Source organism: Hymenobacter antarcticus, from assembly GCF_039539545.1.
In the GTDB taxonomy this organism is placed as follows: Bacteria; Bacteroidota; Bacteroidia; order Cytophagales; family Hymenobacteraceae; genus Hymenobacter; species Hymenobacter antarcticus.
In genome coordinates this window covers 1-23117 of record NZ_BAABDI010000039.1, presented here as the reverse complement: position 1 = coordinate 23117, position 23117 = coordinate 1, and the positions used below count along the sequence as shown (strand labels likewise).

Genomic DNA, 23117 nt, shown 5'->3' with positions numbered 1-23117 from the left:
GAGAGCACGGGCCGTACTTTTTCAGCTTTTGATACGGGCGGCTTTGGCCCGCTGTTCGGCTTCGCGCAGGATTTGGCGGGCTTCGGCCAGCAGGCGGCGGCCAGGGTTGAGCTCGTCGCGGGCGATGAGGGCGAACAGCAGAAAGAAAGAAACCAGCGGCAGCAGCCAACCCAGCGCAAACCACAGCCAGAATGAGCGGCCACGGCTGTGGGCGCAATAGCCGGTCAGAATCGGGATAAAGGAAATGGCCAGCGCCACCACAAAAAGCATGTCGATGAAGAGCATAGGCTTATGGGAGTTGGGGGCGTGAGGGAGAGGCTGCTGCGGCCGGCTGATGCAGGTCCGAAGATACAAAATTTATGGCACAGAGGGAAGCGGCTACCAGGTAATTTTGTTTCGCGATACCACTATCCGTTCGATTTTTCCGTAGTTCGGGGCGAAGTCGGGCCCGCAGCGGGGTCTGGCCGTCCTGAAATTGCCCATGTGGGAACACCAAAGCCTATTCCGAGTTTCTGCCCAGCTCTTTGCCGAGGGCGTTTTTAATTTGCTCGACCGCAGCCTGCGGCCCGAGGTTTTTCTGCTGGGCTTTGCCTCGGCCAAAGAATCGAACGAGCCCGGCGCGGTAGTCGTGGAGCCTTCCTCGACCCGCTACCAGCCCGGCGATTTCACCCAGGTAAAAGCCCGGGCGGCGGTTCTCGAAGCCAACGCCGGCCCCCAGGGCTCCGTGTACCACCTGCACCCCAACGACCACGACCGCTCGGAGAAGCAGCACTGGTACGAGCTGGTGTGCCAGGCCACCGAAACGACACTGACCGAACTCACCACGAGCCGCCAGGAAAACCGGCGCTCCTTCTGCTCGGTGCCCGTGAGCCTGCAGGGCTACCTGGTGACGGTGGTGCTGCAGGTGGCGGCCGACTGCTACGATGGATACTTCGCGCTGCCCAAGCCGGGCAATGGCCGCCCCTCCAACCTGCCCCACGCCGCAATTATTGAGTTTCTGCACGACTGTGCCCGCGCCCTGCGCGAGGCCGACACGGCCGACAACGACAAACCCGTGCTCGACCGCGACCACAACGAGCTGCTGCGCTCGGCCGGCCGCCGCCTGATGCTGCGCGTGGCCCCCGCCGGCACCCACGGCCTGTACGATGCCTGCAACGGCGTGGCCGCCCTGCGCCACGAGGGCGACGAGGGCATCGGGACCATGCTGGTGAGCCGCCGCCTGCACCCCGCTATTGTGCCGGTGCTGACTTTGGAAACCCCGGTGCCCATGCGCGACCACCGGTCCATCCGCAAGCTGCTGGAGCTGAGCGAAGGCCACACGGCCCTGATTTCGGATGCGTCCCACGTCTTTGGACTGGGGCAGCTGGTGCCCGAGTCAGACACTCAATTTGAGCCGCTTAGCACGGTTCACTTCACCAATCACTACAGCTGGGAAATGAGCCACGCCGGCCATGTGCTGATGCGGGTGGTGAGCAATACCCCCCGCCTGCCCCAGGGCCGCGTGGCCGCCGACAACTTCATCCGCGTGGCCGCTCGCATATTCCCCAACCTCAACGACGACAGCATTGACTACCTCTGGGACCTGGCCCGCAAGGCCAGTACCCAGCCCAATGGCACCATCCTCGTCATCAGCACCGGGGCGGCCCACGAAGCCCGCCGCCTCACCCGCCAGTGTTTCCGGGTGGTACCGCGCATTATGACGCCCTCGGTGCTGCGCCTGGTTACGAATATCGACGGGGCCGTGCTCATCGAGCCCAACGGCGTGTGCCACGCTATCGGGGCTATTCTCGACGGCCTGGCTACGGAGAAGGGCGACTCTTCGCGGGGCTCGCGCTACAATTCGGCGCTGCGCTACGTCAACAGCAGCCAGTACCCGGTGCTGGCCGTGGTGGTGAGCGAGGATGGCTGGATTGACCTGCTGCCCAGCTAGGGCCGAATCCGGGGCCGACGGCTACGGCCGATAGTGGCTCCACGGGCGTAGGTGTTGCATTACAGCGGTTTCCAAGTCCATGTACAGAGTTAAGAGCTGGGAGTTAAGAGTTAAAAATCAGACATATTGGGTTTTAAGTAATTCGATAAAATTGATTTTACAAAAAGACGGTCATGCTGAGCTTGTCGAAGCATCTCTACCGCTTCGCCAGGGCCGACAACGAAGCGGTAGAGATGCTTCGACAAGCTCAGCATGACGTTCTAAAATGACAAAACAATTCCTCCAAACCACTTAACTTTTAACTGTTTTCAAAAATGTACACTGACTCGGAAACTGCTGTAGGGTTGTTACGCAGGCAAGTTTCGTGGCCTGTGTTTCAGGAAGTACCTGGTTTCCAGCTGTTGGTTAAATATTGCTTCGCGAAGCACCTAAAAAACGCCAAAGCAGAAACCACTACCGCGCAACATCAGCTACATTAGCTTGACCACTTCCATTGTGCCGCTCGCTATGCGTCCTTCTTCTCCGTCTCTTACCAGCCTTGATAATTCGTCGGCGCTGGCTGCTGCCAAGCAGCGTATCCGTGAGCTGACCGAAGCCCTGGACCGCGCCCACCAGGCCGAGCAGCAGGTGGAATCCCTGAACCGCCTCCGCGACGAGAACCCCAACCCCATCGTGCGCATTGGGGCGAACCTGCAACAGCAGTTTGCCAACGCGGCGGCCCGGCGGCTGGGCCTCGGTATGGCGCGTGCCGAGCAGGTGCACACGCAACGCCAGCTGCGAACGGGGGTGCAGGCGGCCCTCGCCCAAGGGGCCGAACACCGGGAAGTAGTAATAGTTGGCGCACGTATTTTCGACGTGTGCATCGTGCCCTTTGAGCAGGGCAGCTACGCGAACCTGTATTTTTCCGACGTCACCGAGCGCGAAGCTGCCCGCCAGCAGCTGCGCGAGCACCAGGAATTTATGCAGCAGGTGCTCGACACCATTCCGACGGTGGTGTTCGTGCGGGACACCGAGCAGAAGCTGGTTTTCCAGAATCAGGCCATGCTGAATCTGGTGGAGGCCTCTCCCTTTGCCAAGCCCGTGCCCCCCACCCCCGAAAGCCTGGCCGAGGTGGCCCGCTACGCCGCCATCGATACCCAGGTGCGGGCCACCGGCCAGGAAATGGCCCGGGAAGAGTCCTTCACCCTGGCCGACGACAGCACCAGCTGGTTTTACACCGTGAAGCGCCCCCTGCGCCGCTCCGATGGCTCGGTGCATGTGCTGGGGGTGAGCACCGACATCACCGACCTCAAGCGGGCTCAGCAAACACTGGAGCGCAGCGAAAAGCAATACCGCGACCTCATGCACTACGGCCAGGCCCTCATCGGCACCTGCGACATGCAGGGCACCGTGCTCAGCGTGAACCCGGCCCTGGCCAAGCTGCTGCGCGAAGCCCCCGCCGCCATGCCCGGCATGTCCGTCACGGCGCACATGCTGCCCGAAGACCGCGACGCCTTTGCCGATTACCTCACCCGCATCGCGGCCTCAGGCGAAGAAGAAGGCGTACTGCGCGTAGTGCCCCGCGGTACCGAGGAGCTGCGCTACCTGCTCTACCACAACTTTGTGGTGCGCGAGCCCGGCCAGGCCCCCTACATCGTCTCGCACGCCCACGACATCACGGAACGGGTGCTGGCCGGCAAGGAAATGAAGCGCGCCAAGCTGGCCGCCGAAGCCGCCGTGCAGGCCCGCGAAAACTTCCTGGCCAACATGAGCCACGAAATCCGCACGCCCATGAACGGGGTGCTGGGCGTGGCCAACCTGCTGGCCAAAACCCCGCTCACCCCCGAGCAGCAGGAGTACCTGCGCATCATTCGCAGCTCGGGGCAGCACCTGCTGGCCGTGCTGAACGACGTGCTGGACATGGCCAAAATCACCTCCGGCAAGCTGGAGCTCAGCATCGCATCATTCAACCTCTGCGATTCGATGCAGCAGGCCGTGCAGCCGCTGGCCCTGCAAGCTCAGGAGAAAGGCATTGCCTTCGAAGGCACGCCCCTGCGTGTGAGCTGCCCTTACCCGGTGGTGCAGGGCGACGCGCACCGACTCAATCAGATTCTGATAAACCTGGTCAGCAACGCCATCAAGTTTACGCCGACCGGTGGGCGCGTGAAAGTGGAAGGCGAGCTGCTGAGCGAAACGGCCGATACGCTCACCATTCAGTTCCGGGTGACGGACACGGGCATGGGCATGCAGCCCGATGTCATTGCCCGCATTTTCGAGAGCTTCACCCAAGCCTACGCCGATACCACCCGCCTGTTTGGCGGCACGGGCCTGGGCCTGAGCATCAGCCGCGCCCTGGTCGAGCAGATGAACGGCTCGCTGACGGTGGAAAGCACGCCCGGGCAGGGCAGCTGCTTCGCGTTCACGCTGCCTCTGCCCAAAGCCACGCTGGCTGATGCGACCATGGCCACCGACGTCTTAGATACCGGCGCCCTGCATGGCGTGCGGGTGCTGCTGGTGGAAGACAACGACATCAACCGCATGGTGGCTTCCTGGACCATGCAGGCCTGGGGCGTGGTGGTAACCGAAGCCGAAAGCGGCCCCGAAGGCCTGGAGCAGTTCGAGCAGCAGGAATTTGACCTGGTCCTGATGGACATTCAGATGCCCGGCATGAGCGGGCTCGAAGCCGTGGCCCTTATCCGGGCGCATCCCGAGCCGGCGCGGGCCCATCTCCCGGTGCTGGCCCTCACCGCCAATGCCTTCCGCACCGACCACCTGCGCTACCTGGCCGCCGGAATGGACGACTGCCTGGCCAAGCCCTTCGAGGAAGCCGAGCTCTACGCCAAGCTGGTGCAGCTACTGACCCGCTGAACGTGTACCCCGAATTTCCAATTCGGCCGCCTGAACGATGCGCAAACAACTCGTTCGCGCGGCCGAATTGGAAATTCGGGGTACACGTTCTACCCGAATCGCCAGACCGTCTTACCCGTTCACGGAGGCCATCATCGCCTCAGGGTAGCGCATGCCGGCGGCAGCGGTGCCCTTAGGGGCTATTTCGTCGAGCTGAGCCAGCTCACTGGCCGAGAGACTGACTTCGAGCGCGCCCAGGTTTTCTTCCAGGTATTTCACGCGCTTGGTACCGGGGATGGGCACCACGTCCTCGCCCTGCGCCAGCACCCAGGCCAGGGCCAGCTGGCTGGCGGTGCAGTGCTTTTGGGCCGCGAGGTCATTGATGCGGGCCACCAGGTCGAGGTTCTTTTGAAAGTTGTCGCCCTGAAAGCGGGGGGTGTTGCGGCGGTAGTCATCGGCCGCGAGGTCCTCAAACCGCTTAATCTGGCCCGTGAGAAAGCCCCGGCCGAGCGGCGAATACGGCACGAATCCCACGCCCAGCTCCCGAATAGTGGGCAGGATTTCATCTTCCGGCTCGCGGCTCCACAGCGAGTATTCGGTTTGCAGAGCCGCGATGGGGTGCACCGCCACAGCCCGACGCACGGTAGCCGGCGCGGCCTCGCTCAGGCCCAGGAAGCGCACTTTGCCCTCCTCCACGAGGCGGCTCATGGCCCCCACGGTTTCCTCGATGGGCGTGGCCGGGTCCACGCGGTGCTGGTAGTAGAGGTCGATGTAATCGGTACCGAGGCGCTTGAGGCTGCCTTCGCAGGCGGCCTTCACGTACTCAGGCCGGCCGCTGATGCCGCGCCTGGTGGGGTCGTTCGGGTCGCGCAGAATGCCGAATTTGGTGGCTAGAATAATTTTATCGCGCTGGCCCTGGAAGGCCCGGCCCACCAGCTCCTCGTTTTTGTAGGGGCCGTACATGTCGGCCGTATCGAAAAAGGTAACGCCCAGCGCCAGCGCGCGGTGCAGAGTGCGGGTGCTTTCGGCATCGTCCTGGCCGCTGTAGAAGTCGGACATGCCCATGCAGCCTAAGCCGAGGGCCGAAACAGTGGGGCCGGAGCGGCCCAGTTGGCGGGTTTTCATAAGTCAGAAAAAGAAGCAGGTGGAAGAAATAGCGTGCGTCGGGTACTACGCACAAGCCTTTAAAACTGACTGAAACCAGCGTCGTTCTGGTGTCTTTGTAAGGAGTTAAAAGTTGAGAATTAAAAGTTAAAATTCATGCTATCGGTATTTTACCTTTTAACTCTCAACTTTTAACTTCTTACACCAACCCGAAAGTGACTGCTGTGTTGATTTTCACCCTTTTTCCAAGCTACCTCCTCCCTTTCCTACCCTCCACCCCAACGGCGCGGCCCGCCCGTCGAACGTACCTTTGGGTCGTGAAAAACATTCCCACAAATGCCCTTCGCGGGGCCCTGATGGCCATCGGCGCGCTGCTCGCCGCCTGCGCCGCCCCCGATAAGCCCATTGCCGAGCAGGGCCCTCCCACTCCGGCCGCCGCCGCCGAAATGGCCGTCATGGCCCGCCACGATTCACTGATGGCCCAAACCGACCAGCTCTATTCGCTCAAGGCCCGGATTTCGGCCACCCACTCCCCGGCCGCCCCTCCCTACGTGCGGGGCCTGCTGGCCGCCGATGCCGCGATGATGGATTGGATGCACCAGTACAAAGCGCCCGACAGCACGGCCACGCCCGCCGCCCGCCTGGCCTATTTCGAGCAGCAGCAGCAGGTGCTGGCCGGCGTGCGGCGGCAGTACCGCGCAACGATAGACTCGGCTGCGCTGTTTATCAGTCAGCACCCCGCTTCTTCTAAGTAAATCATGCTCAAACGCCTGTTGCTGCTGCCCACGCTGGCCGCCACCCTGCTCACCACTTCCTGCACCGAGCCCCCGAAGGAGGCCGCCAAGCTGCCCATTATGGGCGAGCGCGACGTGCGCCCCCGCGCCGATGGTGGGCCTGCCGACACCGTGTTTGCCACCGTGCCCCGCTTCCGCCTCGTTAACCAGGCCGGGCAGGTCATTACCAACCAAACCTTTGCCGGGAAGGCCTACGTGGCCGATTTCTTCTTCGCTACCTGCCCCGGCATCTGCCCCAAAATGCAGGGCGAGCTGCTGAAAGTGTACACCAAGTACGCCAACGACCCGCGCATCGTCTTCCTCTCGCACACCATCGACCCGGCCCACGACACCATTCCGGTGCTCAAGGACTACGCCCAGCGCCTGGGCATTACGGATGCGGCCCGCTGGCACTTTGCTACCACCGGGGCCCACGGCGAGCCCACGGCCAAGGACACGGTATTTCAGCTGGCTAAATCCTACTTCACCGCCGCCCTGCCCGATAAGCAGGCCCCCGGCGGGTTCGCCCACAACGGCACCTTCGCGCTGGTGGATGACCAGGGCCACATCCGCGGCCTCTACGACAGCCTCAATGCCAAGGAAGTAGAGCGTCTCTTCGTGGAGCTGCCCATCCTGCTGGCCGAGATTGATGCCCGCAAATCGGGCGTAGCCACGAAGTAGATGCCGCCCCGCTCGCTCATTTTAGGCCTGGTGGCGCTGCTGATTACCGTCCTGCCCGGCTGCTTCAGCAACAACCGCCACCAGGGCGAAAAGCTGTATGCCCTGCACTGCGCCAGCTGCCACGGCGAGCAGGGCCAGGGCCTCGCGCGCCTTATCCCGCCCATCGCCGGGTCCGACTACCTGGTGGACCACCGCGCCGAGCTGCCCTGCCTGCTGCGCAATGGCCAGAACGAAGTCATTGTCGTGAACGGCATTGGCTACCACAACATTATGCCCGGCAACAAAACCATGAGCACCGCCCAGCTCACCAACCTGCTGAACTACATTGAAAGCCACTGGGGCAACGAGAGCAAGCCCCGCACCATCCGCGACGTGCAAACGGCGCTGGATTCCTGCCGGGTGCCGCCCGCAGCCGAGCCGCACCGCCATTGACAGGCCCTGCGGAACGTCATGCAGCTCATGCTAAAACGTTCTGGATACCGCATTTTCGTCCATTTCACCCCTGCCAACCGCGCTTTTTGCCGTAGATTGCGCGTCCAACTCCACTCGTATTCTCATTTCCTATGGGCCTGTTTGATTTCCTGAAAAATAAACCCGGCGACGCTCCGGCCACCCCCACCACGCCAGCCGGCACGCCAGCCGGCACGCCGGCCGCCAGGCCGGCCCCCGATGGCCCCCGCTACCAGGGAGCCAAATTCACGGCCCCACCCGAACCCGGCATTCCCATGATGCCATCGGACTTTATGCCGCCCCAGCCCGAGCCGTTCCCCTTCGAGCCCGAGAACGTGCTGGAGCAGCTCCTGCTGCTGGCCGCCACCGATGAAAACGCCCGTCCCGCGTTCTACCAGGCCCTGTTGCAGGAAGAAATTCTGATGATTCTGGCCCCCGCCGAAGGCATTGAGCCCGGCGAAGTAATCCTCGCCGAAGGCCAGGAAATTCAGCTCCAAATCCTCGCCGATGGCAAGCTGCCCATCTTCTCCTCGCCTTCCCGCCTCACCGATGGCGGCGTGGAAAACAACCCCATGCCCTACGTGCGCCTGCCCGGCCACGCTTTCTTCAACATGGTGCAGGGCCAGGACTGCGTCCTGAATCCCTTCTCGCCCGCCGGCAAAATCCTGCCCAAGGATGAGCTGGCCGCCCTACTCGCCGGGCAGCTCACCGGCCCGCTCTCGCCCGCCGGCGGCGATGCCCAGGTGCTGCTGAGCCAGCCCGCCGACTACCCCACGGCCGTGGCCGAGGCCGTTGCGGCCTGGGCCGCCACGCAGCCGCACATCGAAACCGCCTTCCTGGCCCAGATGCAGCTCGACGCCAACCCCGAGGTGCCGCGCCTGCTGCTGGCTTTCGAAAGCACCAGCCCCGACCCCAGCTTCATGCAGGAACTCGGCCCCGTGCTCGAAGGCCGCACCACCGGCTTCCAGTTCGTGGATTTGATGCTGCTGGATAAGACGTCGGACGAAGGCGTGAACCCGTATTTCCGCACGATTGAGCCGTTTTATAAGAAATAAACACAACAATAGACTCCCCTCCTTACCAAGGAGGGGATGTTTCAGCACAGCTGAAACGGGGGTGGTTGTGGCGAATGCACCGGCAGTGGTTTTTTCTGCCAAATAGTGCCTGCGCCCACAACCACCCCCATTTGGCTTTCAGCCAAACATCCCCTCCTTGGTAAGGAGGGGAGTCACAAGCGGCTTCCATCTATCATCCCTACCTTCCCCGCATGAAACTCGCTGCACTCCTACTCCTCGCGCCATTCGCCGCGCTGGCCCAAACCAAGCCCGCCCCGCTCCTGCCGCCGGCCGACCCCCGAATCCAAAAGCTGGTCGATGAAATTTCGGCCAAAAACCTGGAAGCGGATATTCGCAAGCTGGTTTCTTTCGGCACGCGCCACACCCTGAGCGACACCCAGAGCCCCACCCGGGGTATCGGCGCGGCCCGCAACTACGTGCGCGATGAGTTCCTGAAATACAGCAAAGCCGGGGGCAGCCGCCTGATTGTGGAGATGGACACCTTCACGGTGAAGCCTGACGGCCGCCGCATCAACAAGCCCGTGCTCATGGCCAACGTGCTGGCCACCCTGCCCGGCACCGACCCCACCGACACCCGAATTATCCTGGTGAGCGGCCACATCGACTCGCGCGTGAGCGACGTGATGAACGCCACTGCCGATGCCCCCGGGGCCAACGACGACGGCTCCGGCACCGTGCTGGTGATGGAGCTGGCACGGGTGCTGGCGGGCCAGAAATTCCCCTGCACCCTCAAGTTTGTGGCCGTGCAGGGCGAAGAGCAGGGCCTCTACGGCTCGGGACATTTGGCCGAGCGCGCCAAAAAAGAAGGCTGGAACCTGATTGCCATGCTCAACAACGACATCGTGGGTAACTCCCACGGCTTCGACCCGGTCATCAACGACGCCACGCGGCTACGCGTGTTCAGCGAAGGCGTGCCGGCCAACGAAACGCCGGAGCAGGCCAAGCAGCGCCGCCAGCTCAGCTCCGAGAACGATGGCATCAGCCGCCAGCTGGCCCGCTATGCCCAGCGCACCGGGCAGCTTTATGGCAAGGGCCACCAGGTCGTGCTTGAATACCGCCCCGACCGGTTCCTGCGCGGCGGCGACCACACGCCGTTCAATCAGCAGGGCTTCGCTGCCGTCCGCTTCACCGAGATGAACGAGGACTACACCCACCAGCACCAGGACCTGCGCACCGAAAAAGGCCGCGCCTACGGCGACGTAACCGAAGGCGTGGATTTCGCTTACCTGCGCCGTAACGCCGGCATCAACCTCGCCACCATGGCCAGCCTGGCCCTGGCTCCCGCCGCCCCGACCAAGGTCGAAGTCCTCACCGCCGACCTCACCAACCGCACCCAATTGCGCTGGCAGGCCCCCGCCACCGGCCCCAAGCCCGCCAGCTACGTGGTGCTGGTGCGCGAAACCAGCGCCCCCCAGTGGCAGCAGCGCTACCCCATGGCCGGCACCACCGCCGACCTGCCCATCAGCAAAGACAACTTCATCTTCGGCGTGGCCAGCGTGGATGCCGCCGGGCACGAGAGCGTGGCCGTGCTGCCGGTGGTGGGACGATAATTGACTAATTTAACTGGACATGCGCTGTTACTCAGTATTGTTGTTTTTGCTATTTGGGGTGGCACCTTTTTCTGCGGTACAGGCGCAGCAGCGGTTTCAACCGGGCTATCTGGTGCTGCAACGGGGCGATACCCTCCGCGGCTTGTTGGTGGCGCCCACGCGTAGTACGGTGGCCCGTGGGGTTATCTTCCGCACGGATGGAAAAACCGCTGCCGAGGCATTCTACTCGGTAAAGCTATTGCGCGGACTTGGCCTGACGGGTGGCAAGAAGTACGTGGTGCGAAAAATGCTGCCCACCATGCGCCGCGATACCTTACGCCTGCTGCTTGAGCCATTAGCGCAAGGCCAGGCCAACCTGTATCGCAGTTCCTACAATCTATTCACTAATAATACGGACGAAGTCTATTCCAATCAATTTTCATTACTGTATTACTACGTCGAATCCACGGCGAATCTGACCCGTCCGCCTTACTTGTTGCAGGCAAATACGTTCCGTAGTGACTTGACCAGTCTTTTCAGCGACTGCACGTCGGCACCCGCCATCACGGGGAAATTCAGCGAGGCGAACCTGATTAAATTAGTGCAGGAATACAACCGCTGCACCAGCCATCTCACACAACTCAAGTAGCCCGTTGCCTTTTCGCTAATAGTGCCGCTTCTTCCATGTCGCTCTTCAGTGAGTCAAACAGGCTCCGTGCAAAATTGCACGGAGCCTGTTTGACTCACTGAAGAGGAAATAGCGCCGCTTATTTCTTCGCCCCAGCCGCAGCTAGCACCTCTTGGTTCAAACGCATATACTCGGTGCGCGACACGTCGTTTTTATCGGCTTTCACCAGTTCCAACGACTTATTGGCGGCTTCGATGGCTTCTTTGTTTTTGCCCTGCTTCTGCAGCAGCTTGGCTCTCCAATAGTAGCCGTAGTAGCTGGGGTTGGCCTTGATGGCTTCGTCGACCCAGCCCAGGGCGGGCGTTAGGTCTTTGCCGGTGTTGAAGTAGTACTGCGCGGCGGTGATGTAGGGCTTCTTTTCGCCCTGCATGGCCTGCTCAATCTGGCCCATCACGATGCGGTCGGGGTCGGCTACGATGGGCAGCGCCACCTGGGTGCGGTCCCAGGTCACGACGAGGTCGGCGGAGGCGGGCCGGAGGTTTTCCACGGTCAGCGACATGGTTTCGACGGCGGCCGCCAGCCTGGTGGGCCTGGCTTTCACGCGGAGCACGTCGAGGGCCTGCTTGTACTCATAGGTGCCCCACTGGGCCGTGTCGCGGTTCAGGATGAAGGTCCACTCCCTGGCATCGGGGATGGCGAGCAGGGCGTAAGCGCCGGCCGGCACCGCATGGCCGTTGATTTTCACTTCCTCCCCAAACCGCACTTTGGTGATGGTGTTGGCCCCCGTGCGCCACACCGTGCCGTTGGGCACGAGGTTGCCGAAAGCCACCCGGCCCCGTAGCGAGGGGCGCGAATACGTCAGGTCGATGTACGACGTGGAGAAGCTTTGGCGAATGTGCGTGGCCGGGCTCAACGGGGGAATGGTGAGCTTGGTTTGGGCCTGGGCGGCGGGGGCCAGCAGCAGGCCGGCGGCGAGGAGTTGCAGGACATGTTTCATGGGGAAAAGATGCTGCGTGGCGACTGAGGCTGCGGGAGTTGCCGGGCGCATTTACCCAGCAGCCGGAAACAACCACGAACCTTAACCGTTGAGAAATAAGCACGTCCTGCCTGGCTTCGCCGACCTTCGGTTCGACAAGCTCAACTCAGCAGGACGTTTTTCCCAGCAATTCCCCATCAGCCGCATGAAAATCCTTCTCACTGGGGCCACCGGCTACATTGGCCAGCGCCTGTTGCCCCTGCTGGTAGCCGCCGGCCACGACGTAGTCTGTCTCGTGCGCGACCCGCGCCGCTTTTCGCTGCCCGAAACGCTGCCCGAGGCCCAGCACGCCCAGGTAACGGTGACCAAAGGCGACCTGCTGCGCCCCCGCACCCTGGCCGCCACGCCCACCGATATCGACGCGGCCTATTACCTCGTGCATTCGATGAGTGGCGGCAGTGAAGACTTTTTCCAGCAGGAGCAGCAGTCGGCCCACAACTTTATCCAGTACCTCGATACCACCACCGCCCGGCAGGTCATCTACCTTTCCGGCATCGCCAACGACCACGACCTGAGCCTGCACCTGCGCTCGCGCCGTGCCGTCGAAAACGTGCTGGGCCAAGCCACCAAAGCCGCGCTCACGGTGCTGCGGGCCAGTATTATCATCGGCTCGGGGTCGGCTTCGTTTGAAATTATTCGCGACCTGGTCGAGAAGCTGCCCGTGATGGTGACCCCGCGCTGGCTGAACTCGCGCTGCCAGCCCATCGGCATCCGCGACATCATGTTCTACCTCACCGAAGTGCTGGACAACCCGGCTTGCCTGGGGCGGGCCTTCGATGTGGGCGGGCCGGACGTGCTCACCTACCGTGAGATGCTGCTGGGGCTGGCCGCCGAGCGCGGCTACAAACGCTGGATTGTGACGGTGCCCGTGCTCACGCCCCGGCTCTCGTCGTGGTGGCTGTATCTGGTCACGAGCACCACGTTTTCCCTGGCCCAAAGCCTGGTCGAGAGCTTGAAGAACGACACCATCTGCGACCCGAAAAACAGCATCAGCGCCGTGATTCCGCACGCGTGCATGAACTATCGGGCCGCCCTGGCGCTGGCCTTCCAGCGCATCGAGCAGAACGAAGTCGTGAGCTCCTGGTCCGATGCGCTGAGCTCCGGCACCATGCGCCAGAACTACATGGATGCCATTCAGATTCCCAAAAACGGCATGTTCTTCGACCGTCAGCTCCTGCCCTTCACCCGGCCGGAGGCGGAGGTGCTGGACAATATCTGGCGCATCGGCGGCGACCGGGGCTGGTACAAAACCGACTGGCTCTGGCGTATCCGGGGGCTGCTGGATAAGGCGGTAGGCGGCGTGGGCCTGCGCCGGGGCCGCCGCTCGCCCAGCCGCCTGCGCGCCGGCGACCCCCTCGATTTCTGGCGCGTACTGGTGGCCGACAAAGCCAGCCATCGCCTCCTGCTCTATGCCGAAATGAAGCTACCCGGCGAGGCCTGGCTGCAATTCCGCATCCTGGACCAACCCGACGGCACGCACGCCGTGGAGCAGCTGGCCGCCTACCGCCCGCGCGGCTTGGCCGGGCGGCTGTACTGGTATGCGGTGCTGCCCTTCCACGGCATCATTTTCAAGGGAATGGTGAAGAATCTGGTGCATTATGGAGAATCGGCCGTGGCGTAATCGGGCAGGCAGTCGGGCTGGTCGGACTGGTGGAGTCTGATGACATTGAAACGCCTGATTTTTCAGGTGTTCAAATTTAATTATCAACATCTTACACCTGTATTCTACAGTAGATAGAAGTCTGATAACACCAAAGTTCGTGTTGCACGCAGGCGGCGTTGGCTGGTAGGTTTGGGCTTCCTAATTCGCGGAGCCCGCCCCACTGCAACTGCCCATGACCCTCCCCTACGCGCCTGACCACGACTACTACACCTCGTTTTACCTGCTGGCCACGTTCACCAATGTGCTGTTGCTGCTGGTGGAAGGCTGGCGGCGGGGCTTCCCGCTACGCCCCTGGCTGACGCTGGTGGCGGCCGGCAGCTTAGCCCTCATTCTGGGCACCAAGCTGATTACCCATCCCGTGGGGGAATGGGGCAGCGTGTTGTTCAGCGATGCCCACACCGGCTCAGCCCGTTCCATTCTGGGCGGCGGCCTGGCGGCCACGCTGGCCGTGCTGGCGCTCCGGCGCTGGCTGGGCCTCGGGTGGGCGGTGCTCGATGCCCTGGCTCTGCCGCTGTGCGGGGCGCTGGTGGTGCAGTGCGTGGGCTGCGTGCTCACGGGCTGCTGCTTTGGGCTGCCCACTACCGAAGCGTGGGGGCTGACTTATGCCGCTGGCACGCTGCCGTGGGCGGCGCAGGTGCAGGCGGGGCTGCTGCCGACCACGGCGGCCCACAGCCTGCCGATAGTGCCCACGCAGCTGCTGGCCCTGCTGCTGTGCGCGGCCGTGGCCGGCGTATTGCTGGCCGTGCGGCGGCGGCGCTGGCCGGTGGGCTCGTGGCTACTGCTGCAAGGGAGCCTGCTGCTGCTGGGGCGCTTCGCGCAGACTTTTTGGCGCGACCCGGCCGGCGAGCCCGTGGCGGGCACGGTGCATGCGGGGCTGGGCGGCCACTGGCTGGATTTGCAGCTGGTGCTATTGCCCGTGGGGCTGCTGCTGCTGGGCGCGTGGGCCTGGCGCGTGCGCCGGAGCGGCCCGACCACGGCCCTGGCCCCGGCGGAGCCTGCTGTGGTAGCGGGGCCGGGGCGCACCCTGACCGTGGTGCTGGCCATGCTGGTCCTCACGGCCCTGCTGGGTCGCTCCGCCCTCACGCTGCCTGAGATGCTGGTGGTGCGCGCCCTGCTGCTGACGGTGCTGGTGGCCGAAGCCAGTGCCGCCCTGGCCACTTTGCACGTCGGGGGCCCGCGCCTGGTGGGCCTGCCACTCAGCCTGGTGCTGGCCGGGGCCGTGCTGCTGACCACCGCGCAGGCCCCGGCTCCCCAACGCCCTTTGGCCGACAGCACGGGCCCCCGGCGCACCACCATTCTGACCGGGGGCGTGCTGGGCAACCACCACGAGGTGGAGCAGGATATCCTCTACAGCAACTCTGGGTGTAGCGGCAGCCAGCGGCTGGCCTTGCAGCAGGGCGTGCGGGCGGTGGGCGGTGAGGTGGCGGTTGAAACAGAGCGGGCATCGGGTTCGCGCAGCACCTGGGGCGGCGGGGTGTGGGTGGGCGAGCAGCGCATTGCCATGCAGCCCCTGCCCGACCCCGACGGCTCTAGCGGCTCCATGTCCATCACCGACCGCGACACGACCATGCGCCGGCCCCTGGTCGACGTGCACATCTTCAAGCAAGCCCACCGGGATGATGGCTGGCTCACCCGCGACCTGCGATTTGGCCTGCACATGGGCAGCCTGGGCTACTTCAGCTACTTCGACGACGGCAATTCGCAGGAAGGTACCTGGCTGATGCCGGAGGTCATGATTCGAATGGGCAAGCCGTCAGTGCTATTTGGGCAGGCCGATTTTTGCTACGGAGCCGAAAACGCGCTGGGGGCCTACACCACGCGCTTCGGGCTGGGCTCGGGTCTGGGCATGAATGACGGCCCCAGCCTGCTGGTCGGGTATGCCCACTCGCCCCATCAGCCTACTTCCAACCTGGGCTTTGTGAGTGCCCTGCTGCGCCTGCCCGGCCGTTCCGACCTTAGCCTGGAGCCCTATTACGCCACCGACCTGGGCCGGCACAACAACTTTAGCCTGAAGCTGAATTATCGGATTAATCGCTGAGCACACCGCCCCGGCTTACCCAAACACCGGCACCACGCGGCCCTCTTCCACCTTCAGCGCGGCATCGTACTTCTTGCCGGTTTTGCCCGAGAGGAACCCTTTAATCACGCCCGTTTCGCCGCGCCGCAGCAACTGCTTGAGCTGCGTTTCGGTGAGGGCTTTGCCACCCCACTCGAAGGCCACCCGGAACTGGCAGTCCTCGCGGAAGCGGGAGCAGCCGTAGGCCGCTTTGCCCTTGAGCATGGTGCCGAGCTTGCACACCGGACACGGAATCTGGCCCGACTCGGGGGCCGCGCCGGGCTTGCTGTCGGCCACTTGCAGCAGCATGGGCTGGAAGGCGGTATCGAGGCCGATGGCGGCGTCGAACTTCTGGCCCTCGGCCCCGATAAAGCCTTTCAGTATGGGCGTGCGGCCTTTGGCCAGCAGCGCTTTCACCTGCGGGTCGCTGAGCTTTTTACCGTGGATTTCGGCGGGCAGGCGAAAGGTGCAGCCTTCGCGGAAGCGCACGCAGCCAAAGGCCGTTTTGCCGCGCACGACGTGGCCGGTTTTGCAGGCCGGGCAGTAGCCGAGCCCCCCACCGGGGGGTGGTGAGTTAAAAGTTAAAAGTGAAGAGTTAGGAGTTTTAGTTCTGCTTTTTCCGTCCCCAACTTTTAACTCTTCACTCTTAACTTTTAACTCCAACTCCGCGCTGCCCGAGGTTACCATGCGGCCCCGGTTGTCCTGCTTCACTTCCTGCACCATCTCGCGCACCAGGCTGCTTAGCTCGCCCAGAAAGTTTTCCGACGACAGCTCGCCGCGCTCAATCTGCCGGAGCTTGTGCTCCCACTGGCCCGTGAGCTCCGCCGATTTCAGGGTCGGATTTCGAATCAGGCCAATCAGCTCCACCCCCGTGGGTGTGGGGATAATGCGCTTCTTTTCGCGCTTGATGTAGTTGCGCTTAAACAGCGTTTCGATGATGGCGGCGCGGGTGCTGGGGCGGCCGATGCCGTTTTCCTTCATGGCCTGGCGCAGCTCCTCATCGTCGATGTTGCGGCCGGCGGTTTCCATGCCGCGCAGCAGCGTGGCTTCGGTGTAGTCCTTGGGCGGCTGGGTGGTTTTGCTGTCGAGGCGGGGCTCGTGGGGGCCGCTTTCACCTTTTACGAAGCTGGGCAGCACGGTGGAAACAGCGTCGTCCTCTTCTGGTGCTTGGTTGTTGGTGCTTGGTGCTTGGGCTGGTTTCGGGGCCTGCTGCTCCTCGGGGTTGCCGTAGACTACGCGCCAACCGGGGTTGAGAATCTGGCGGCCGCGCACCCGGAAGGGGCGCTCAGCGGCTTCGGCCAGCACGGTGGTGTTGCTCACTTCGCAGTCGGGGTAGAAAGCGGCGATGAAGCGGCGCGCGATGATGTCGTACACGCTGGTTTCCATGCCGCCGCCGGGGCCCGCCGCGCCGGTCGGAATAATGGCGTGGTGGTCGGTGACTTTGTTGTTGTTGAAAACCTTGGGCGTCTTGGGAATCTTGGTCGCCAGCAGCGGCTTGGTCAGCGCGTCGTAGCCGATGCCGCGCAGGATGCCGGGGATTTTCGGGTACTGGTCGTCGGGCAGAAACGTAGTATCGACGCGCGGGTAGCTCACGGCTTTCTTCTCATACAGCGCCTGCACGATTTTCAGCGTGTCCTCGGCCGAGAGGCTCAGCTGGTTGTTGCACTGCACTTGCAGCGAGGTCAAGTCGAAGAGGCGGGGCGGGGACTCGCGGCCTTTCTTAATCTCCACGTCGGTCACGCGCAGCGGGGCGGGACGCACCTGCTCCAGCGCTGCTTGCGCTTCCTCCTCGGTCACGAAATAGCCCAGGGCGCGCAGGCGGGCCTTGTTGTCGGGCGCGGCGTCGGCGTCTTTGGCCTTGTCGGGCGCGGCCATGTGGCTGAACATCGTGCCCCGGTACTCGGTGCGCAGTACCCAGTAGGGCTCGGGCCGGAAGTTCTGGATTTCGTGCCAGCGCTCCACCAGCAGGGCCAGCGTGGGGGTTTGCACGCGCCCGATGCTGAGCAGCTGCTTGTCCTGGTAGGTGGTGTATTTGAGGGTGAAAAGGCGGGTGGCGTTCAGGCCCAGCAGCCAGTCGCCCACGGCGCGGCTCTTGCCGGCCTGGTAGAGGCTGTCGAATTCCTTAGCCTCGCGCAGATTCTGGAAACCCTGGCGGATGGCCTCCTCGGTCAGCGACGAAATCCAGAGGCGCTTCACCGGCTTGCGGCACTTGGCCTCCATCAGTACCCAGCGCTGAATCACCTCCCCTTCCTGCCCGGCATCGCCGCAGTTGATGACTTCGGTGGCCTCGCTCACCAGCTTTTTAATGGTGTTGAACTGCTTCACCACGCCCTCGTCGCGCCGCATGAGCTTGATGCCGAACGAGTCCGGAATCATGGGCAGGTTGTGCAGGTTCCAGCGCTTCCATTCGGGCTGGTAGTCGTCGGGCTCCTTGAGCTGGCAGAAGTGCCCGAAGGTCCAGGTCACCTGGTAGCCGTTGCCTTCCATGTAGCCGTCCATGCGGCGGGTGGCACCCAGCACGGTGGCAATTTCACGGGCCACGCTGGGCTTTTCGGCAATGCAAACTATCACTGATTCTCGCTGATTAATCGGATTACGCAGATTGATTTCGGCGTCTGGAATCAACAAAAATACGGCGCAAAAAGGTCGATTGCACTGTCGTGTAAGCGAAAGCTTGTGACGAGCGGAGCGAGTACCCGGCCTCGGGTGGTACTCGCTCCGCTCGGCACAAGCTAAAGCTTATGCTACCAGGGCGGCTTGCAGCTCGCGGTGCAGGGTCTGGGCCAGGTAGGTGGCCTCGTCGAGGCGGGAAGCGGTGTAGCGCTCGGCATCGGTTGCATCGGGGGCGTGGTCCATAGCGTTTAGCTCGGCCAGGGTGTGGAGGCGGGTGAGCGACTGCTGCAACAGGCCGTCGAGGCGGACTTGCAGGGCGGGCGTCAGGGCGGTGCCGGTGGCGTTGGCGGCTTGCAGGGCCAGCAGGTCCTGGGCCACCAGGGCCAGCTGGGTCAGCAGCTCGCCCTCGGCCGGGGAAAGGCGGCGGGGGCGGCGGTCGATAACGCAGAGGCTGCCCAGGGCCTGGCCATTGGGCGTGCGCAGGGCCTGCCCGGCATAGAAGCCCAGGCGCATATCCTGCGCTACGTAGGGGTTGACCAGGGTGCAGGGCTGGGCCGGGATGTCCTCGAACACGGTGAGCCCATCGTTGAGAATGGCCACCGAGCACATGCTGTCTTCGCGGGGCACGATGGAGGCTTCGGGCATGCCCTCGTTGCCGACGAACACGACGTCGTCTTCGCGCACCAGCGAAATCAGGGCGATGGGCACATCAAAGAGCTTGGCCACCACGCTCACGAATTCATTGAAGGGGCCCTGGCCCGGCGTGCCCAGCACCTGATACGGTTTCAGCGCGGCCAGGCGCTCGTGTTCGTATGATGGAATCAGGTCGGGATATAAGGTATTTTTCATGGAAATTCGGTAATTGAGCGTCCAACTGTTCTGGCTATCCAATGGTTCAGCGGGAAGAGGACAAAAGTAGGTGGCCCCGATTAAGGACTTGTGAGTTTCGCAGACAAGCTGATTTAAACAAGGTGATTGCCCCGGCTCTACCGCGCCACCCGTAGTCGAAAATGTTTACCGACCGGGGTACGCGCATACCAGGCCCGTTTCGGTACGGCGAAGCCCGTAGTACGCGCGTACCACGAGCATTTCAACGGCGCGGAGCCCTCAGTACGCGCGTACTGCTCCTCTCCCACCGTGCGAAGCCGGTGGGACGCGCGCACTACTGCTTTCGCAGCACGGCGCAGCCTTTGGTACGCGCGTACCAAGCCCGTTTTGGCACGAAAAAGCCCGTGGTACGCGCGTACCCTTGTCCTTACCCACATCTGGGGTCGTTGCTCCGGTCTGACCGTCCCAGGCGGTCCGACCGGTCGTCGGGAGGGCAAAATCGGGGGTTCTTCAACCGGTCAGACCGCCTAGAGCAGTTTCCGAGTCAGTGTACATTTTTTAAAACAGTTAAAAGTTGAGAGTTAAAAGTTAAAACCCAATACGTCTGATTTTTAACTTTTAACTCTCAACTTTTAACTCTGTACATGGACTTGGAAACTGCTGTAGGGCGGTCAGACCGGAGCAATGGCTCCGGATGTGGAAAAGCCCATGATATACGCGTACCATGGGCTTTTTTACTCCTTAAGAAACGCAAGTTTCTTAAGCGGATTTGGCGGATTTAGGCAATTTGGGGCCGCCGGATTTAGAAATCAGGGCGTTGCTGAAGTCGAAGAACGGGGCCACTTTGCCCGGCTTTTCGGCGTGTTCGGCCAGCAGGGTGGCGTAGGCGCGGAACAGGGCCACGCAGGTAGCCTCGCGGCCGTCGTGCAGGTCGATGCGCTGGGTGCCGGCGGTTTTGGCCATGCCATCGGCGCGCTTCAGGGCGGCCGAGAGGGCGGCCAGCACGGCGCGGCCCTCGGTGCGCACGGGCGAGGTGAAGGCGGTGGGCCGGGCATCGAGGGCGTCGAGGAAGGCGGTGAAGGCATCCTCTACCTCGGTCTGGTTGCGCTTGGTGAGGCCCGAGCGGCCCTTGGGGAAGATGAACAGCAGGTCGGGGCTGCCCTCGTCGTAGGCGGGGATGATGACTTTGCGCTCCGTCTTTTTCACGTAGGCCTTGAAGTCGGCCAGGGCCTGGGCCAGGGTGATGGTGCTGGCCTGGCCTTCGCCGGACAGCTGGCTGGTGTGGGTGGCGCGGTAGTCGGTGAGGGCCACTTCGAGGGGGTCGGCCACGGCTTTGTGGGCGGTTTTGCCTTCCTGCAGGGCTTGCAGCGTGAAGGCGGCCATGTCGGCAAACTGGTCGCGGTTGAGGCGCAGGTTGGCGAAGAAATTCTCGAAACGGGCAGCGTATTTGGGCTGGGCCATGCAGTAGGTGTGGGGGTTAGGTGAAGTATGGGCAAAAGGTAGGGCGGATTTCCGGATTCCCTACCGCCCGGCCCGGCGCAACTTGCCGGAGACCGGGCCGTACCGAAGGCAGCGGCGCACCCCATTACACCGCCCCCGTTCCGCCCCGGTAGGTGGGTGGGCACTTGTCTCCCGTCACCCGATATTTCCCCTCCCGCATCATGGCCCAGACCGTCGTAGGCTTATTCAACAGCACCATCGAAGCCCAGCAGGCCATTGAGCAGCTGCTGGCGTCCGGCTTCGAGCGCAGCTCCCTGAACCTGGCTACCCAGGACACCCTCCGGGCCCAGCACATCCCCGAAACCAATGCCCCGGCCGAATCATTTGAGGAAGGCGTGGTACGGTTTTTCACCAACCTGTTCGCCGGCAACGAGAACGCCGACGCCCAGGCCCACATTGCCGCCACCCACGCCGATAGCGCCGTGCTAACCGTGCTGGCCGCCACCAACGACCACGCCAACCGGGCCCGCGCCGCACTGGCCGCGCACGGGGCCGTCGATGTCTATAAGCAGGCCCAGCGCCCCAGCCCGCCCACCCCCACCCCCGGCCGCGCCGATACCATCGTGGACCTGGAAGGCAGCCTGTTCCGCCTGCGGGATGCGGATGATTTGGACGCGAACGGGCTGACTACGCATTGAGGGTAACCTCACCCCCCGGCCCCCTCTCCAAAAAAGAGGGGGAGCCAGACGGTTTTCGATAGGGGCATGACCGGTGCCCCCTCTCCGCAGGAGAGGGGGTCAGGGGGTGAGGTTCCCCGCCTGTGCCTGCCGCAGCTTGCTGTGCTTCTTCCCGTAGCCGAAGTAGATAATCATGCCCAGCGCCAGCCACACAATGAGCCGCAACCACGTTTCCCAGGGCAGTGAGGCCATCATTACGAGGCACACGAGCATGCCCAGAATGGGCACCAGCGGCACCCACGGCGTGCGGAACGGCCGGGGCGCATCGGGGTTGGTTTTGCGCATGATGAGCACGCCGAGGCACACCATCACGAAGGCCAGCAGCGTGCCGATGCTCGTCATTTCGCCCACCACGGAGATGGGCACGAAGCCCGCAAACAGCGCGATAAATAGCCCCAGGAGCAAGCTGGACTGAAATGGAGTGTTGAATTTCGGGTGCAGCCGGGAGAATACCGGCGGCAGCAACCCGTCTTTCGACATGGCGAAAAACACCCGCGACTGCCCCAGCAAATCCACCAGAATCACGGACGTGTAGCCGATGAGAATGGCCAATATCACCGCCGACGAAAGCCAGGCGTAGGGCGTTTTCTCGATGGCAATGGCCACCGGCGCGGCGCTGTTCTTGAACTCCGTATAGTTGGCCAGGCCCGTGAGGACGTGCCCGAACAGCACGAACAGCACCGTGCAAACCGCCAGCGAGCCAAGGATGCCAATGGGCATATTGCGCTGCGGGTTCTTGGTTTCCTGCGCCATCGTGGCCACGATGTCGAAGCCGATGAAGACGAAAAATATCACGCCCGCGCCGCGCAAAATCCCGCTCAGGCCGAACTCGCCAAACGTGCCGGTATTGGCCGGAATGTAGGGTTGGTAGTTGGCCGGGTCGATGTACTGCCAGCCCAGCGCGATAAACACCAGCACCACGGACACTTTCAGGGCCACCACCAGCGCATTGAACCACGCCGAGCCCTTAGTGCCCCGCGTGACGACGGCCGTAATGGCCAGCACGATGAGCATGGCCGGCACGTTTACATAGCCCGAAACAGTGCTGCCATCGGCCAGCGTGGCCTTTTCAAAGGGCGACATTACTAGCTGCGCCGGAATGTGCAGGCCGTATTTGCTCAGGAATTTGATGAGGTACTGCGACCAGCTGATGGCCACCGTGGCCGCCCCCACCGAGTATTCGAGCACCAAGTCCCAACCAATAATCCAGGCGAACAGCTCGCCCATGGTGGCGTAAGAATACGTGTAGGCCGAACCCGAAACGGGCACCATCGCGGCAAACTCGGCGTAGCACAGGGCCGAGAAAGCGCAGCCCACCGCCGCGACAATAAAGGAAAGCGTGACGGCCGGCCCAGCGTTATTAGCCGCCGCAATCCCGGTTAAAGAGAATAAACCCGCTCCAATAATCACCCCAATACCGATGGCAATGAGGCTAACGCCGTTGAGGGTACGCTTGAGGGTATTCGCCCCCGTTTCAGCCGCTTCCAATCGAAGCAGCTCTAATGATTTTTTAAGCATGAATAGGTTGTGTGAAAAAAGGGCATTCGCCCCGGTCTGACCGCCCTAGGCGGTCTGACCGGTTGTCGTTGGCGCCGTATCGTTCAGGTATAATTGTCTCTTCAACCGGTCAGACCGCCTAGGTGTATGGTCCCGGAGTATGGTGGGTCGGTTCTCGAATAAAGCTACTAGGATTTTTCCGCCATTCCGCACAAACAAATTCGTAGGGTGTCAATCCCTTGAGCCGTTT

The 23117-nt window shown here is 62.8% G+C and carries 18 protein-coding genes and 1 pseudogene; 11 read left to right on the top strand and 8 right to left on the bottom strand.

Annotation, left to right across the window (positions count from 1 at the left end):
• Nucleotides 1–21 precede the first annotated feature (21 nt).
• Complete coding sequence (locus tag ABD819_RS19465; RefSeq protein WP_345127103.1) at nucleotides 22–285, bottom strand: hypothetical protein; 264 nt, start codon at nucleotides 283–285, stop codon at nucleotides 22–24.
• Between the two features lie 196 nt (nucleotides 286–481).
• Here ABD819_RS19465 and ABD819_RS19460 point away from each other — a divergent pair, with 196 nt between their 5' ends.
• Together ABD819_RS19460 and ABD819_RS19455 are read left to right on the top strand one after the other, a co-directional pair.
• The gene (locus ABD819_RS19460) at nucleotides 482–1930 is read left to right on the top strand and encodes a DNA integrity scanning protein DisA nucleotide-binding domain protein (protein WP_345127102.1); all 1449 of its coding nucleotides are present in this window, start codon (nucleotides 482–484) and stop codon (nucleotides 1928–1930) included.
• 507 nt (nucleotides 1931–2437) lie between these two features.
• Entirely contained in the window at nucleotides 2438–4777 is a 2340-nt protein-coding gene (locus ABD819_RS19455) for an ATP-binding protein (RefSeq protein WP_345127101.1), read from the top strand.
• Between the two features lie 111 nt (nucleotides 4778–4888).
• Here the strand turns inward: ABD819_RS19455 and ABD819_RS19450 are convergent, their stop codons facing one another.
• Nucleotides 4889–5881 carry an aldo/keto reductase gene (locus tag ABD819_RS19450; protein WP_345127100.1) on the bottom strand — a complete coding sequence of 331 codons (993 nt, stop codon included), beginning with the start codon at nucleotides 5879–5881 and terminating at the stop codon, nucleotides 4889–4891.
• A 296-nt stretch (nucleotides 5882–6177) separates the two neighbouring features.
• Between ABD819_RS19450 and ABD819_RS19445 the strand changes: the two genes are divergently transcribed.
• The 6 genes from ABD819_RS19445 (at nucleotide 6178) to ABD819_RS19420 (ending at nucleotide 11018) form a co-directional block, all read left to right on the top strand.
• Nucleotides 6178–6615: a hypothetical protein gene (locus ABD819_RS19445; protein ID WP_345127099.1), complete on the top strand. Its 438-nt coding sequence runs from the start codon at nucleotides 6178–6180 to the stop codon at nucleotides 6613–6615.
• Nucleotides 6616–6618: 3 nt separating this feature from the next.
• Entirely contained in the window at nucleotides 6619–7314 is a 696-nt protein-coding gene (locus ABD819_RS19440; protein ID WP_345127098.1) for an SCO family protein, read from the top strand.
• On the top strand, nucleotides 7315–7746 hold the full coding sequence (locus ABD819_RS19435) for a cytochrome c (protein WP_345127097.1): 432 nt from the start codon (nucleotides 7315–7317) through the stop codon (nucleotides 7744–7746).
• 131 nt (nucleotides 7747–7877) lie between these two features.
• On the top strand, nucleotides 7878–8819 hold the full coding sequence (locus ABD819_RS19430; RefSeq protein WP_345127096.1) for an enhanced serine sensitivity protein SseB C-terminal domain-containing protein: 942 nt from the start codon (nucleotides 7878–7880) through the stop codon (nucleotides 8817–8819).
• 212 nt (nucleotides 8820–9031) lie between these two features.
• Nucleotides 9032–10390 carry a M28 family peptidase gene (locus tag ABD819_RS19425; RefSeq protein WP_345127095.1) on the top strand — a complete coding sequence of 453 codons (1359 nt, stop codon included), beginning with the start codon at nucleotides 9032–9034 and terminating at the stop codon, nucleotides 10388–10390.
• A gap of 58 nt (nucleotides 10391–10448) precedes the next feature.
• Nucleotides 10449–11018 carry a hypothetical protein gene (locus tag ABD819_RS19420; RefSeq protein ID WP_345127094.1) on the top strand — a complete coding sequence of 190 codons (570 nt, stop codon included), beginning with the start codon at nucleotides 10449–10451 and terminating at the stop codon, nucleotides 11016–11018.
• Between the two features lie 118 nt (nucleotides 11019–11136).
• Here the strand turns inward: ABD819_RS19420 and ABD819_RS19415 are convergent, their stop codons facing one another.
• On the bottom strand, nucleotides 11137–11994 hold the full coding sequence (locus ABD819_RS19415) for a DUF2911 domain-containing protein (protein ID WP_345127093.1): 858 nt from the start codon (nucleotides 11992–11994) through the stop codon (nucleotides 11137–11139).
• Nucleotides 11995–12178: 184 nt separating this feature from the next.
• On the opposite strand from ABD819_RS19415, the gene ABD819_RS19410 reads away from it, so the two are divergent.
• Both ABD819_RS19410 and ABD819_RS19405 read left to right on the top strand, forming a co-directional pair.
• Nucleotides 12179–13654 (top strand): SDR family oxidoreductase, encoded by a 1476-nt coding sequence (locus tag ABD819_RS19410; RefSeq protein ID WP_345127092.1) that lies wholly within the window; start codon nucleotides 12179–12181, stop codon nucleotides 13652–13654.
• 214 nt (nucleotides 13655–13868) lie between these two features.
• On the top strand, nucleotides 13869–15734 hold the full coding sequence (locus tag ABD819_RS19405) for a prolipoprotein diacylglyceryl transferase family protein (protein ID WP_345127091.1): 1866 nt from the start codon (nucleotides 13869–13871) through the stop codon (nucleotides 15732–15734).
• A 15-nt stretch (nucleotides 15735–15749) separates the two neighbouring features.
• Here the strand turns inward: ABD819_RS19405 and ABD819_RS19400 are convergent, their stop codons facing one another.
• From ABD819_RS19400 to ABD819_RS19390, 3 genes are all read right to left on the bottom strand, one after another.
• Nucleotides 15750–18323: a type IA DNA topoisomerase gene (locus ABD819_RS19400; RefSeq protein ID WP_345127090.1), complete on the bottom strand. Its 2574-nt coding sequence runs from the start codon at nucleotides 18321–18323 to the stop codon at nucleotides 15750–15752.
• Between the two features lie 168 nt (nucleotides 18324–18491).
• Nucleotides 18492–19214 (bottom strand): GAF domain-containing protein, encoded by a 723-nt coding sequence (locus tag ABD819_RS19395; protein ID WP_345127089.1) that lies wholly within the window; start codon nucleotides 19212–19214, stop codon nucleotides 18492–18494.
• A gap of 738 nt (nucleotides 19215–19952) precedes the next feature.
• Nucleotides 19953–20654 carry a hypothetical protein gene (locus tag ABD819_RS19390; RefSeq protein WP_345127087.1) on the bottom strand — a complete coding sequence of 234 codons (702 nt, stop codon included), beginning with the start codon at nucleotides 20652–20654 and terminating at the stop codon, nucleotides 19953–19955.
• A gap of 200 nt (nucleotides 20655–20854) precedes the next feature.
• On the opposite strand from ABD819_RS19390, the gene ABD819_RS19385 reads away from it, so the two are divergent.
• On the top strand, nucleotides 20855–21331 hold the full coding sequence (locus ABD819_RS19385; protein ID WP_345127085.1) for a hypothetical protein: 477 nt from the start codon (nucleotides 20855–20857) through the stop codon (nucleotides 21329–21331).
• Nucleotides 21332–21430: 99 nt separating this feature from the next.
• On the opposite strand, the gene ABD819_RS19380 is transcribed toward ABD819_RS19385, so the two are convergent.
• Both ABD819_RS19380 and ABD819_RS19375 read right to left on the bottom strand, forming a co-directional pair.
• Nucleotides 21431–22888, bottom strand: a complete 1458-nt coding sequence (locus tag ABD819_RS19380; RefSeq protein ID WP_345127084.1) for an amino acid permease — start codon at nucleotides 22886–22888, stop codon at nucleotides 21431–21433.
• A 118-nt stretch (nucleotides 22889–23006) separates the two neighbouring features.
• A pseudogene (locus ABD819_RS19375) lies at nucleotides 23007–23117 on the bottom strand (IS481 family transposase); the annotation flags it as partial.

Coding starts and splice junctions, on each gene's coding strand:
- ABD819_RS19450 (WP_345127100.1), bottom strand. CDS start 5,881: ATGAAAACCCGCCAACTGGGCCGCTCCGGCCCCACTGTTTCGGCCCTC.
- ABD819_RS19415 (WP_345127093.1), bottom strand. CDS start 11,994: ATGAAACATGTCCTGCAACTCCTCGCCGCCGGCCTGCTGCTGGCCCCC.
- ABD819_RS19440 (WP_345127098.1), top strand. CDS start 6,619: ATGCTCAAACGCCTGTTGCTGCTGCCCACGCTGGCCGCCACCCTGCTC.
- ABD819_RS19425 (WP_345127095.1), top strand. CDS start 9,032: ATGAAACTCGCTGCACTCCTACTCCTCGCGCCATTCGCCGCGCTGGCC.
- ABD819_RS19380 (WP_345127084.1), bottom strand. CDS start 22,888: ATGCTTAAAAAATCATTAGAGCTGCTTCGATTGGAAGCGGCTGAAACG.
- ABD819_RS19435 (WP_345127097.1), top strand. CDS start 7,315: ATGCCGCCCCGCTCGCTCATTTTAGGCCTGGTGGCGCTGCTGATTACC.
- ABD819_RS19390 (WP_345127087.1), bottom strand. CDS start 20,654: ATGGCCCAGCCCAAATACGCTGCCCGTTTCGAGAATTTCTTCGCCAAC.
- ABD819_RS19385 (WP_345127085.1), top strand. CDS start 20,855: ATGGCCCAGACCGTCGTAGGCTTATTCAACAGCACCATCGAAGCCCAG.
- ABD819_RS19455 (WP_345127101.1), top strand. CDS start 2,438: ATGCGTCCTTCTTCTCCGTCTCTTACCAGCCTTGATAATTCGTCGGCG.
- ABD819_RS19410 (WP_345127092.1), top strand. CDS start 12,179: ATGAAAATCCTTCTCACTGGGGCCACCGGCTACATTGGCCAGCGCCTG.
- ABD819_RS19465 (WP_345127103.1), bottom strand. CDS start 285: ATGCTCTTCATCGACATGCTTTTTGTGGTGGCGCTGGCCATTTCCTTT.
- ABD819_RS19405 (WP_345127091.1), top strand. CDS start 13,869: ATGACCCTCCCCTACGCGCCTGACCACGACTACTACACCTCGTTTTAC.
- ABD819_RS19460 (WP_345127102.1), top strand. CDS start 482: ATGTGGGAACACCAAAGCCTATTCCGAGTTTCTGCCCAGCTCTTTGCC.
- ABD819_RS19395 (WP_345127089.1), bottom strand. CDS start 19,214: ATGAAAAATACCTTATATCCCGACCTGATTCCATCATACGAACACGAG.
- ABD819_RS19430 (WP_345127096.1), top strand. CDS start 7,878: ATGGGCCTGTTTGATTTCCTGAAAAATAAACCCGGCGACGCTCCGGCC.